This window comes from Rothia sp. 27098_8_27, assembly GCF_041432805.1.
Classification (GTDB): domain Bacteria; phylum Actinomycetota; class Actinomycetes; order Actinomycetales; family Micrococcaceae; genus Rothia; species Rothia mucilaginosa.
Genome location: NZ_JAPWAJ010000003.1, coordinates 113,023 through 125,800, shown reverse-complemented (window position 1 = coordinate 125,800; position 12,778 = coordinate 113,023). Strand labels below are relative to the sequence as shown.

Genomic DNA, 12,778 nt, shown 5'->3' with positions numbered 1-12,778 from the left:
GTTCCTGAAGCTGTTTTTGAGCATAGTAAGAGGCCGTGAGCCCATCCGTTACGGATGCGCTCACAGCCTCTTACTGTAAACCTTGAGGGGCGCACGAGCTGCAAACCTAGCTGTCCTGACTAGTTCTGCCCGTTATCCTGATTCGGTGTGCCGTCCTCGGGGTTCTTAAGCTCGGGGTCCTTATGATCAGAATCCTGCTTGTTGTTCGAATCTGCTTCGCGGCTGCGGCGTTCGCGTTCTGCTTTTGCCTTGAGCCAGCGCAGGTACTCTTCATCGTCGTCGGGGGAAGACACCGAGGGCGCCGGGGTGCCGCGTCGCTGACCGAAGCCGGGGCGAGGACCACCTGCTGCGGGCTGTGCCTTGGGGCGGCCCAGGATAAGCCACATGAGCGGGCCCACCACGGGGAAGAGCAAGGTAACGAGAACCCACAGCCACTTGGGCAGGGTTCGCGCCTCGTGTGCGGGGGTGCGGACGGCGTCCAAGAGGGTGTAGAGGGTCAGCCCCACGATGAGGGCGGCGCCGCCAATAATCAGCATGGCTCGAATCATAAGCACTACTATGACATACCGCCGCGTTATTGCGGAACTGTGAACCGGGTGCCCGCTAGCGGCGTAATGGCGCGGCAATCCGGCGCAGAATCGTACGTCGGCTTAGTAGCCGGTGAACACCTGAACCTCGTGGCTAATAATGTCCAGCGAGCCCAGCCACACGGCGAGGGCAAGAATCACGGAGTACACGAGCGCCACAATACCCGCCTGCTTGAGCACGGGAATCAGGTCGCGGCCGCCGCGCGTCCACACGGTCACGCAGGAGTGGATGGTCGGGCCGACCAGCAGGAAGATCAGCAGGAACCAGGGGTTCTCGTCGAGCAGGAGCACGCCCAGGCCCAGTGCCAGCGCCATCTCCACGATGTAGGTGATGCGTGACCAGCGTTCGCCCAGGCGGACCGCCATGGTCAGCTTGCCCGCCTCAATGTCGGTGGGAATGTCACGTACGTTATTCGCCATGAGCAGCGCACAGGAAATCAGACCAATGCCGATAGCACCAACCCAGCCGAGCAGGGTCAGGGTGTGCGCCTGCGTGTAGAGGGTGCCCAGGGTCGCAACCAGACCAAAGTAGACGAAGACGAACACGTCGCCCAGGCCCATGTAGCCGTATGGGTGCTTGCCGCCGGTGTAGCCCCACGCCGCGAAGACGCTGGAGGCGCCAATCGCCAGGAACCACCACTGGTTCGCCAGAGCCACCAGGGCAAGACCCGCAAGCATCGCTAGACCGAAGCAGGCGAAGGCGGCGTACTTGACGGAGCGGGGGCTTGCCACGCCGGAACCGACGAGGCGTAGCGGACCCACGCGGTCTTCGTCGGTGCCTTTGATGCCGTCGGAGTAGTCGTTGGCGTAGTTCACGCCGACCTGCAGGAAGAACGCGACGAGGAACGCCAAGAACGCGTAGAGCGGCTTGAATTCGTTGATCTCGTAGGCGGCAGCTGAGCCGGCAATAATGGGGGCGACGGCGAGCGGCAGGGTGCGCAGGCGAGCGCCTTCAATCCATTGGGCGGCAGTTGCCACGGGGGTTCCTTCCGGGTTTAAGTGCGTATGATGCGTGGGTTTTGTGATGAGACGGGTTGTGACGGTGACGGTCAGGGCGTGCGGCTGCGTGTGCGGGGTGAAAACCCGCGGATGAGCCTGCTTTAGCCCTGACGGTAGTCTCTGTCCAGGATACTGTATATTTCTGCGCGGTCCGGCTTGCCGGTGCTGGTGAGCGGGAAATCCGGCAGGATGCTCAGCTGCTTGGGTGCGGCGGGGGCGCCGAGCTTTTCGGCGCAGCGGGCACGCAGTAGGGCGCAGAGTTCTTCGTTCAGGGCGGGGCGATTCTCGGTAGATGTAGCCGCGGCACCGGCAGAAGGTACGAGCGTGACCGCGGCGGCAATGGCGGTGCCCCAGCGGGCATCGGGCAGGCCGACTACGCAGGCTTCGCGTACGGCGGGGTGCTCTTCGAGGACGGTCGCCACGGCGCGGGCAGAGATTTTTACGCCTCCGCTGATGAGCACGTCATCGCTACGGCCGAGTACCTGTAGGCGCTGCTCGTTGCCGCGGGCAGTGCTGTCGGGGTTATTTGCGGGGCTGAGCAGACCGTAGTCGTCGGTGCGGTACCAGCGGGTGCCGTCCGCGGCGGTGAAGAAGTGCTCGGCGGTGCGGGCGGCGTCGCCAATGTAGCCGCTGGCGAGGTGCGCGCCGCTGATCCAAATACGACCCACCTGTGCGGGTTTCCCACCGGTATCCGGCACGGCGGGCATGCCTTCTTCGGGTACGAGCTCCACCCGCACGCCGGGCAGTACGGAGCCGGAGTAGACGCATCCGCCGGCGGTTTCGGCACTGCCGTAGGTGGTCACCGTGTTCAGCCCCAGTGTGCTGGCGGCGGCGAGCAGGTCGGCGCTGGCGGGGGCGCCTCCGAGCAGGATGCCGGTGAAGGAGCCGAGCGCCTCATGAATTTCAGCGCCCAGGTGCGGGTTGGCGTCCGCGCTTTCGAGCAGCTTATGGAGCTGGGTGGGCACCAGGGAGATAAACCGGCGTGCCGAGCTCATATGCTCAACCGCCTGCAGAAAAACCTCGGGAGTGAAATGCACCGGCTCGGTCACAGAGCGGGCAATGACCGGGGCGGTACCGGCGAGCACGGAGCGGGCGAGTACCTGCGCGCCGGCAATATAGTGCGCCGGAAGAGCCAGGAGCCACTGCGATGCCGCATCGGAGTTTGAGCCGAAGAAGTCCTCGGTGGCTGCCGCACTGGCGGCAAGAGCTCGCGCGGTCAGTGCGGTGCGTTTGGGGGTTCCGGTGGATCCGGAGGTACCCACCACCAGGGCGATAGGTTCCGCACCCGCACCCGCCGCGTACCCGCCCAGTAGCTGCTCAAAGGCACTCAGCATGGCGTGAGGGTCGGCGGGCTGATCGGCACGCACCTGTACCGCCTGCGGGTGCAGGGCAGCCTCCTGCGGGGCGGGGGAGGGCATGAGCCCGGGTACGGGGGTGTTCATCATGGCTCTAAATCCTTAGCGGCTGTTTGTAGCGGCTGCGTGCTGTTATGCGCCGGTGTCATATACCGGTGTCATATGCCGGTGCGGCATCAAATGCGCCGGAGCCGGATTCTTAGCTGAGGTTCTCAGGGTTGAATCCGGCTCCGAGCCTATGCATCTGAAACTACTTCTGTAGAAGGGCTGTCTCTTAGAAGTAGTAGGGGTAGTTGGACCAGTCCGGGTCACGCTTCTGCAAGAACGCGTCGCGGCCTTCCACGGCCTCGTCGGTCATGTATGCCATACGGGTTGCCTCGCCGGCGAAGACCTGCTGGCCGAGCATGCCGTCGTCGGGCAGGTTGAAGGCGTACTTGAGCATGCGGATTGCCTGCGGGGACTGGCGGGCAATGTGCGCCGCGTATTCCAGGCCCTTGTTTTCGAGCTCTGCGTGGGGGACTACATCGTTGACTGCGCCCATTTCGTACATGCGCCGTGCGTCGTATTCCTTGGCGAGGAAGAAGATTTCGCGGGCGAACTTCTGACCCACCTGGCGTGCGAGCAGCGCCGAACCGTAGCCTGCGTCGAAGGAGCCGACGGTTGCGTCGGTCTGCTTGAACTTGCCGTACTCTTCGGAGGCGATGGTCAGGTCAGCAACTACGTGCAGGGAGTGGCCGCCGCCTGCTGCCCAGCCGGAGACGAGGGCGATAACGACCTTGGGCATGGTGCGGATGAGGCGCTGCACTTCCAGGATGTGCAGTCGGCCTGCGCGTGCCGGGTCGATGCTTTCTGCGGTGTCGCCGCTGGCGTAGTGGTAGCCGTCGCGGCCGCGGATGCGCTGGTCGCCGCCGGAGCAGAATGCCCAGCCGCCGTCCTTGGCGGAGGGGCCGTTGCCGGTGAGCAGCACGGTGCCTACGTTGGAGGTCATGCGGGCGTGGTCGAGGGCGCGGTAGAGTTCGTCCACGGTGTGCGGGCGGAATGCGTTGCGGACCTCGGGGCGGTCGAATGCGATGCGCACGGTGGGCAGATCGCGTAGGATTTCGCCGTTTTCGTTGCGCTCAACCTGGCGGTGGTAGGTGATGTCGGTGAAGTCTTCGAAGCCTTCGACGACGCGCCAGTCGGCGGGGTTGAAGATGTCCGAGACCTTTTCGGGAAGTTGTGCAGTCATAGACCCTATTCTACGTTGCCCGGGTGCTGTCTGAGGCTGTGAACCTGGTTGCCGAGCATAGCGAATCAGGTTGCCGAGCATATAGAAAGGCCCGGACCGCGTGTGTGCGGCCCGGGCCTTAGAGATTGGGTAATGAACCTTACCCGGTCTTGGTTACCTAGGGGCTACTTGACCTTTGCGAGCTCTACCGCGCGGTCAAACTCTTCGTCAATGACCTGATTCTTCTTGTAGGTGACCAGGGAGACGATAATTGCGACAAGCAGCGCCGAAGCGAAGCCGGGAACCATTTCGTAGAGCACGGACTTCATGGGGCTCTGGCCCCATGCGAATGCCACAACGGCACCGGTAATCATGGAGGCCAGTGCACCCTGGGTGGTCAGCTTACGCCAGTAGAGGGAGAGCAGAACGGTCGGGCCGAATGCCGAACCGAAGCCAGCCCAAGCGAATGCGACCAGCTGCAGAATGGAGCTGTTGGGGTTCCATGCCAGGGCACCGGCGACCAGCGCCACGATTGCCACGCCTGCACGGCCGAGCCACAGGGACTTGCCGGCGCTGAGCTTCTTCGAGGAGAAGATGCCGTAGAGGTCCTCCACCAGAGCGGAGGAGCATACAATCAGCTGCGAGGAGAGGGTGGACATAATTGCCGCCAGAACCGCAGCCAGAATCAGACCGGCGATGAAGGGGTGGAAGAGGATCTGCGAGAGGTCCAGGAACACGGACTCTGCGGTTTCGGGGTTGGTGAGGGAGGCTTCGGGGTGGCGTGCAAAGTACGCGATGCCCATGAATGCGCCGCTGAGTGCACCGAACACGGTCAGAACCATCCAGCTGATGCCGATGCGGCGGCCGGACTTTGCGTCGGCGGGGGTGCGCATTGCCATGAAGCGCACGATGATGTGCGGCTGGCCGAAGTATCCCAGACCCCAGGCGAGGGATGAAATAATACCGGCGAAGGTGGTGCCCGCGAAGATGCTGAGGGCGTCGGGGCGAACCTGGCTGATGGATTCAACCACCGGGCCTACACCGCCAAGATCGATGATGGTGATGACCGGCACGGCGATGAGTGCTGCAAGCATGAGCAGACCCTGAACCATGTCGGTGTAGGAGGCGCCCATGAAGCCGCCGAAGAGGGTGTAGAACACGGTGATGCCCGCCAGCAGGAGCATGCCGGTGTGGTATTCCTGGCCGAAGGAGGACTTGAAGAACAGGCCGCCGGACACCATGCCGGAGGAGACGTAGAAGGTGAAGAACACCAGAATCACGACGCCGGAGACGATGCGCAGCACGCGCTTGGTGTCATGGAGGCGGTTGCTCAGGAAGACGGGGACGGTCACGGCGTCGCCAGCTACTTCGGTGTAGCTACGCAGTCGCGGTGCCACGAACTTCCAGTTGCACCATGCGCCGATGGTCAGACCGACGGCGAGCCATGCCTGGGAGAGGCCGCTGAGGTAGACGGCGCCGGGCAGACCCATGAGGAGCCAACCGGACATATCGGAGGCACCCGCTGAGAGAGCGGCGACGGTGGGGGAGAGCTGTCGCCCGCCCAGCACATAGTCGTCAAGACTGTTGTTTTTGCTATTTGCCCATAGGCCGATTGCGATCATGGCAACAAAATAAATCGCCAGCGCGATGACCTGGTATGTACTCGCGGCCATAATGTTCCTTCTCTCCTGGTGATAGTGCGTGCCTGTGTGTATTTATGCGCTACCCCATAACTTTATGAGTGGCATAGGATACAGTCTAGGCTTTGAGGGGCTGAAAATAAAGTCTATTTGACGTCTAGGAATGAGAAGCTGTGGAATAAATATGTATTTGCTGTGTAAATTCCATGGTCGTACACGTGGGGCGATGTGGGAGCGTGTGCGAAAAAGTGCCCGAAAAACCCCTGAAATTCAGGGTTTCGGGCACTTGAGTGAAAGATATGTAGTTGAAAAGCAACGCAAACGCTCAATGGCATATGCATCTAAAACGAATTAAACGAAAAATTTAAAAGCCGTTCGGAGTGTTGAACTGTTACACAACAATGTCACAGAGGCTTAGAGATTCCTCACGACCCACGGTTCAGAAGCCATACGAGCCGGGTCAAAACGCTCCAATATCGCCGCCGCATTGGGCACCGGAACATCCGCGGAATGGGCGCAGCCATCAGCGTTATACACCGGAATAGACGCGGCAATCCAACCCAAAATCGTCGGAATCTCGACACCCGCCTCACGTAGCTGCGGCAGGGTTACCGCCCCGTCACGCTTCGCCAGGCGCTTACCCTCCTCGTTAAGCGCCAGCGGCACGTGAGCGTAACGCGGCTGCGTCAAACCCAAAAGCTGCGCCAAATACGACTGGCGAGGTGCCGAAGGGAGCAGGTCATCACCGCGCACAATCTGCTCAACCCCCACAAATGCATCGTCCACCACCGAGGTCAGGTTATAGGCGTAGGTGCCGTCATTGCGCACCAGCACAAAATCATCCACTAGGCCGATGTAGGCGCCGTAAAAATCATCCTGCACCGTGTAGCTCGTGCACTCGGCACGCAGACGCAGAGCCGGTGGACGCTGGGTGCGGCGCTCCTCCCGCTGTGCCTTGCTCAGCTCACGGCAGGTACCCGGGTATGCACCCGGCGCACCGTGTGGGGCACTTGACGCCTCCTGAATTTCGCGGCGGGTACAGAAACACTCATAGACGAGGTTTGCCTCGCGCAGCTGTGCAACCGCCTGCTCATAGGCGGCAAGGCGCGTGCTCTGGTACAGTACGCCTGCTTCCTTGCCCTCGGTGCTTTCGCTACCCTCAACGCGCTCCGCCGCAGCGCCGGGGCTTGCATTCCAATCCAGACCCAGTGCCGCCAAATCAGCAATCTGACGCTCCGCAGCACCCGGGCGCACGCGATCCAAATCCTCCACGCGCAGATAGAAGGGTTTGCCACTGCGGCGAGCCATCGCCCACGCCAAAATAGCGGTACGCAGATTACCCAGATGCAAATCCCCCGAGGGGGAGGGGGCGTAGCGTCCGGTACCGCTGGGGAAAGGCTGGTTCGAAGGGGTGGAAGACGAGGTCGGGGAAGAAGTCATACTTCTATCCTATAGGGCGCGAATTTTTGGTTCGTGCCTAGAACCTCGTTGGAGGCGGGGTAGCTAGGGGAATGCGCTACCCTGCTAATCAATCTGCAGGGGTTGTCAAGCATCACGTGCCACCTGCCCGTGGAGGCGGAATTATGCGGAATGATGCACTTTTGTGCCCTTGGTGATGTGCACTGGTGCAAAAATATGTTCTCCAGAAGCCCGAATAGCCCCGCAAGTACCAAAAATTACAGTAGGGTTGTATCTATGGCTCGTACTATTGAACTCGCAGACGGCGTGTACCGCATTGCGACCGACAACTACCGACTGAACACCGGACTGGTCCTCGGACTGGAACGGGCACTTGTCGTGGATACCGGCGCAGGTCCCCGTCAGGCAACCGAAATCTATGATGAGGTTCGCCGTCTCACGCGCCTTCCTATCACCGTCGTAAACACTCATGGACACTATGAGCGTTTCTTCGGTAACGATGTTTTCGCGGCAATGGGTGCCGAAGAATTCTGGGCGCATCCTCGCGCCGCGCGCGCAATTCGTAAATACGGTGAGGCGCAGCGTCCCTACGTCGAGACGCTCGAACCGGAAATGGCGCACCATCAGGGTGCCGCCACCAACATTATTGTCCCCAACCGTCTGGTCGCCAATAGCGGTGACGGCATTACCTTCACCCCCATTGATCTGGGTGAGCGTAGCGCAACCCTCATGTACATGGGTCCCGGCCACACCGATGGTGACATTCTGGTCGGTATTGAAGACGTGCTCTTCATGGGTGGTCTGATTGAAGAGGGTACCGATCCCTATTTCGAGGATTCCTTCCCCGACCGTTGGATTGACACTCTCGGTGCCGTGCTCGAATTTGACCGTTACCGCGTGTATGTGCCCGGTAACGGTGAGCCGGTAGACCGCACCTTCGTGGAGCGTGAGCGTAACACCATGGTGACCGCTATTGAGTCGATTCGTTCCTCCACTTTAAATCGTGATGACGAGGCGACGACCGCGGCAATGTATAAGCTGCCGTATGCGCCGGGTGCTACTCGCTTCCTGCTGGATCGTTTGGCTCAGCTTGAAGGCGCACCGGTAGCGGCGTACCTCGATGCGGAGCATCCGGACACCAGTGGTTTCACGGGTCCGATTACGCTGGGTCAGGCTTCGTACTAAAACCCCGTATGCAATATGCCTTATGAGGCATAAATGCAGGTGAGGGCTGGTTTCTATGGTAGAAACCAGCCCTCACCTTTTATATACCCTCAGCTGCTAGATGCCTTCAGCAGAGGTGATGTTTTTAGTGTTGAACGTACTGGGCGCGCATTGCCTCGCAATCAGCCTTCAAAGAAGCCGGGACTTCACCCATCGCCTTGCAAAGCTCCACGAAACGGTGACGCCAATCCAGGTGCTGCAGAGCCTGACGAATCTGCTGCTCACCCTGTGCGGGGGTCCAACGGGAGACCGCATCGGCAACCTGCGCGAGGCCCGCGCGTGCATCCGCATGGTCGATGTCGATGGTTGCGCTATCCCAAAGAATTTCACGCACGGTGGTGGTGTTCGGAACCTTGCCGACCACGGTCACACCCGAAGCCAGGGCATCGGTCCAACGGCCGGTAATGTACTCCTTGGTCGGGTGAGTGTACGGCGCCGGGCTGACCGAAGTGGAGAACGCCAGCAGGAACTTCGCGCGGTTCAGAGAATTCTGCAGGTGCTGAGCCGACTCGTGGTCATTTGCGCCGAAAGGCGGGCGGCCCTCAAAGCTCAGGCCCAGCTCAGCGGCAAGAGCGGCGGTCGCCTCGTCATCTTCGTAGGCTGCAGGCTGACGGCCCACACGCAGCAGGTCGGTGCTCTTCGAGCCCAGCGCCGCCAGACGGTCGGTGAAGTTGCTCCACACATCAGCGCCCCAGGGCAGAACGCCGGGGGTCTTCACGCCCGCAGCAGTCCAGGGCTGAACGTCGTCAACGTCCGCAACGAAAATACGGTCGTAGGTGGAGGACTTCGCAACGGCGGGGATACGGTCATCCCAGAAGCTATCAATCACCCAGCCGTAAATCGCACCGTAGCGGCGGAACGCGAAGGAACGCTGCGAAATGGCGTAAAGCTGACCGGGATCAGAAGCAATAACCAGGCAACGCTTGGAACCGCCCTTGATGCGAGGCAGGCGCGCCAGAAGCTTGGTCTCCTTGCTGAGGGATGCGCCCACATCCACGGTGTGTACGGTGCCGCCGGTGTAGCGTGCGAGAAGCTCCGCCATGGCGTGCACGGGAACCCAACCGGCTCCGGAGGGGACGGCAACAATAATATCGAGTGAGCTCATGAGAATCCTTGGGAGCGACGTCCGCCGCATGCACCGGGCTCGCCGGGGTAAAACCTCGGGTCGCGGGCGGTGTGCATCAGCGGCGAGAGCGTGAATGTCAATAAAATGATAGATAGGGTGCCTTACGTCAGCAGGCGCGCAAAAAATGCGAATGCAGCGGTGAGTGAAACCGCTACGACCGGCTAGCTTTCAGCCACGGAAGGCTATGGCACAGGTAATTTTCAGTATATCGTTCAACCCTGCGCACGGGGCTTAGCCTGCAACCTTTAGAAACGGCTTTAGGGTGTGTGAATGCGCACCTCAATGCCCGATTCGGTCCCAAAACCGGCAGCCATGCGCGCCAAATCAGTGTTCGGGGCGGCAGCCACCGTGAAGAAACGATCCACAGCGGCGGTGAACTGCTCCTGACGAGCCATATCACCGTGTTCAAGGGTCGTGAAAATACCGCCGCCGGCATCGTCAAAGACCTCAACGCGCAGTTTGGGCAGAAGTTCCGTATTCGGCAGGTTCAGCGAGGACACATCGTGTTGGAAGGTCAGGTCACCGCACAGCAGGGTCACCGGCAGGGCGGTGCCGCCAATGACCGGGCGGGAGTTCTCATCCACACCGGCGGGGTAGTAGCCCGACAGAGACACACCAATAGCGGTCGCAATCGTCCCGTCAATACCGGCAAGACCGCGATTAGCAAACACGCGCGCGGGGGCGGGCTCACCCAGAGCGGGGGCTGCCGCATCCAAATCACGCACCAGGTTTGAAGAACCCAGCACCATGAGGCGGCGCTGAGCCACCGCATCCTGCCAGACGCGGCGGGAGTAGGAGCGGCCGGCGGTGCGGTTGCGGTAATCGGTGTAGTCAACCGAGCTCTCAGCACCCGGGTGTTCGTAGGCGGCAATGGCGCGCAGGCACTCATCCTGCAGCTCGCGGGCGGGCTCAACCCACTGCTCTAGCCAGCTCAGCTCGTCCACCAGCTCATCAGCGGCAGCAGAGGAAGCGCACGCAAACTCGGCAAGCTCGTGCGGGGTTGACAGCTCCACGAAGGAGCGAGCGCCCGGATCGTACCAGCTGGCGCGGCGCGGGGCGTAGAACGCGCACTGAATATCTTCGCGTTCCAGCAGCGCCGTAATCGGGCGCGAGAGCGTCGGGTGGCCGAAGAGCACCACACGCTCAATCTGCGCGGCGGGCACGAAAGACTCATCGCCGAGCAGCTGTGGGTAGTGAGGAATCGAGGTGGCACCGTGGCGCGCCTCGGAGGAGGGCTCAGCAAAGAGTGGCAGGTTCAGCACGCGCGCGAACTCAGCCGCGAACTCGCCGGCACCGTCAGCGGCAACCACCACGGTGCGGTGTGCCGGGGTGAACTCCGCTAGGTCCGCCTGTGCCTCCAAAGAGTCCAGAAGCCAACGCTGCTCGGCGCTGGAGAGTCCTGAACCTTCAGCGCGGGCGGCGCGGGCGCGACCCTCAGCCTGCGGGTCGTAATCCTCCAGCAGGCTCTGTGCCCACTGCGGCAGCATCTGCGCAAAACGGCCAGAGGGGGTCAGCGGCGTATCGAAACAAATGTTCAGGTGCACCGGGCCAATCGGTTCCGCCGACTGCTTGCGCCAGTGCTCGGCGCTACGACCGGTCAGCGCATTCAGGCAGGCGGCAAAGGCCTGAGTCTGCTCGCCCTCCACCTGCTCGGGGTAGGAGGTCAGATCGGCTTCAGCACGCACAAAAGGATGGAAGAAACTCGCCTGACGGGTCGTCTGATTCACGCCGCTACCACGCAGACGCTCCGGGCGGTCAGCGCTCAGCACCGCCAGGGGCACACCGGCGTGGTACGCCTCCATGACGGCGGGCACGTACTCGCCCAGAGCCGTACCGGAGGTGCACACCAGACCCACGGGCTGACCGGATGCCTTGGCAATACCGAGGGCGGTAAAGGCTGCACTTCGCTCGTCCACGCGCACATGCGCAATGAGCGCGCCGGCTTCAGCGGCGGCGGCAATAGCGTACGCAAGAGGTGCGCTACGGGAACCCGGAGACACGACAACATGCCGCATACCGGCACGAATCAGCGAATCGAGCACGGATACTGCGGTGAGCATGGCGGGGGTTGAGCGGTTTTCAGTCACCGTACCATTCTAATGCCGTAAGGTTTTTCATTCAGTTATGGTTACCCTTCACGGGCGCGACCTTGATAACTGCAGTCGTCACAGTCCGCAGGCGCGTTCCAGAACCCGGTAGCAGGCGGTGACGCGCTCCACCCACCACTGGCGGGTCTGCTTGTCGGTGGCAAGACGCTCCAGGCGCTGCGGGCTGGGGGTGATGGTGCGCAGGTCCATGAACCCGTCGCGGGCGATGAGCGGCTCGTCGGTGACGTCCTCAGCCATGAGGGAGACCGTGCCCAGACCGCACCCGTACCTCAAGGTCGGTAGGGAGGCCGCCAGGGAGGCACCGGTGGCAATGCCCACCGAAGACTCCAGCGCAGAAGACACCACCGCCGGAAGCTGCGCCTGCTCCACCAGCGCGAGCGCACGACGTACACCGCCCAGCGGCGCCGCCTTAATAACCATCAGGTCCGCGGCGTTTGCGCGCGCCACCTTCAGCGGGTCTTCCGCCTTGCGAATCGACTCGTCCGCGGCGATGCGGGCGGGCAGCCCCTCCTTGGCAATGGCAAAGCGGAGCGCCGCCATATCTTCAATGGATGCCACGGGCTGTTCGGCGTAGATAATGCCGTACTCGCAGAGCTTGCGCAGTGCCTCAAGGGCACCGTCGAGGGTGTAGCCCATGTTCGCGTCCACCTTCAGGCGTGCATTAGGGAGGGCATCTCGTGCCGCCGCCACGCGGGCAATATCGTCAGTGAGGCTCTGACCCTTCTCAGCCACCTTGATTTTGAGTTCCTGAATCTCCCCCTCGTACTTGGCGAGCACCTCCGGCACACGCTCCGCAGGTACCGCAGGCAGGGTCGCGTTCAGCGGGATGCGCGTACGCACCGGCTCCGGGGTGGGCAGCCACGCCGCCTCTAGCGCGCAGGCAAGCCACGCGGCAGACTCCTGCGCACCGTACTCGAGGAAGGGTGCAAACTCGCCCCAGCCGTGCGGGCCGCGAATCAGCGCACTCTGGCGACTGTTGACCCCGCGGAAGGTGACCGTCATCGGAATTTCGACCGTGAACAGGTTCTCCAGAACCTCCTGCAGCGGCGGCAGGGGAGTGTTCGTGAGGTGAAAACCGTAGCCGAGAGGCGGCACGCTCATACTGGTGTTCAA

Annotated in this window: 10 protein-coding genes; 1 reads left to right on the top strand and 9 read right to left on the bottom strand. The window is 61.9% G+C overall.

All coding sequences use genetic code 11. The features are described 5' to 3' along the window. Window positions 1-119 precede the first annotated feature (119 nt). The 6 genes from O3675_RS05285 to gluQRS all read right to left on the bottom strand — a co-directional run bounded on the left by O3675_RS05285 (window position 120) and on the right by gluQRS (window position 7,228). On the bottom strand, window positions 120-548 hold the full coding sequence (locus O3675_RS05285) for a PLD nuclease N-terminal domain-containing protein (protein ID WP_005508294.1): 429 nt from the start codon (window positions 546-548) through the stop codon (window positions 120-122). 102 nt (window positions 549-650) lie between these two features. Further along, on the bottom strand, window positions 651-1,565 hold the full coding sequence (locus O3675_RS05280) for a 1,4-dihydroxy-2-naphthoate polyprenyltransferase (protein ID WP_005504756.1): 915 nt from the start codon (window positions 1,563-1,565) through the stop codon (window positions 651-653). A 122-nt stretch (window positions 1,566-1,687) separates the two neighbouring features. After that, complete coding sequence (locus O3675_RS05275) at window positions 1,688-3,031, bottom strand: AMP-binding protein (protein ID WP_371571391.1); 1,344 nt, start codon at window positions 3,029-3,031, stop codon at window positions 1,688-1,690. Window positions 3,032-3,215: 184 nt separating this feature from the next. Further along, window positions 3,216-4,169 carry a 1,4-dihydroxy-2-naphthoyl-CoA synthase gene (locus O3675_RS05270; protein WP_371571389.1) on the bottom strand — a complete coding sequence of 318 codons (954 nt, stop codon included), beginning with the start codon at window positions 4,167-4,169 and terminating at the stop codon, window positions 3,216-3,218. Between the two features lie 164 nt (window positions 4,170-4,333). Continuing rightward, window positions 4,334-5,821: a sodium/proline symporter PutP gene (putP, locus tag O3675_RS05265; RefSeq protein ID WP_371571386.1), complete on the bottom strand. Its 1,488-nt coding sequence runs from the start codon at window positions 5,819-5,821 to the stop codon at window positions 4,334-4,336. A gap of 381 nt (window positions 5,822-6,202) precedes the next feature. Next, complete coding sequence (gene gluQRS, locus O3675_RS05260) at window positions 6,203-7,228, bottom strand: tRNA glutamyl-Q(34) synthetase GluQRS (RefSeq protein WP_371571383.1); 1,026 nt, start codon at window positions 7,226-7,228, stop codon at window positions 6,203-6,205. 255 nt (window positions 7,229-7,483) lie between these two features. Between gluQRS and O3675_RS05255 the strand changes: the two genes are divergently transcribed. Beyond that, complete coding sequence (locus O3675_RS05255; RefSeq protein WP_303937924.1) at window positions 7,484-8,392, top strand: MBL fold metallo-hydrolase; 909 nt, start codon at window positions 7,484-7,486, stop codon at window positions 8,390-8,392. Between the two features lie 124 nt (window positions 8,393-8,516). Here the strand turns inward: O3675_RS05255 and O3675_RS05250 are convergent, their stop codons facing one another. The 3 genes from O3675_RS05250 to O3675_RS05240 form a co-directional block, all read right to left on the bottom strand. Next, on the bottom strand, window positions 8,517-9,536 hold the full coding sequence (locus tag O3675_RS05250) for a glycosyltransferase (RefSeq protein ID WP_371571381.1): 1,020 nt from the start codon (window positions 9,534-9,536) through the stop codon (window positions 8,517-8,519). Window positions 9,537-9,814: 278 nt separating this feature from the next. Beyond that, window positions 9,815-11,644, bottom strand: a complete 1,830-nt coding sequence (gene menD / locus O3675_RS05245) for a 2-succinyl-5-enolpyruvyl-6-hydroxy-3-cyclohexene-1-carboxylic-acid synthase (protein WP_371571378.1) — start codon at window positions 11,642-11,644, stop codon at window positions 9,815-9,817. Window positions 11,645-11,722: 78 nt separating this feature from the next. After that, window positions 11,723-12,766, bottom strand: coding sequence for an o-succinylbenzoate synthase (locus O3675_RS05240; RefSeq protein WP_371571376.1), 1,044 nt, complete (start codon window positions 12,764-12,766; stop codon window positions 11,723-11,725). Window positions 12,767-12,778 lie beyond the last annotated feature (12 nt).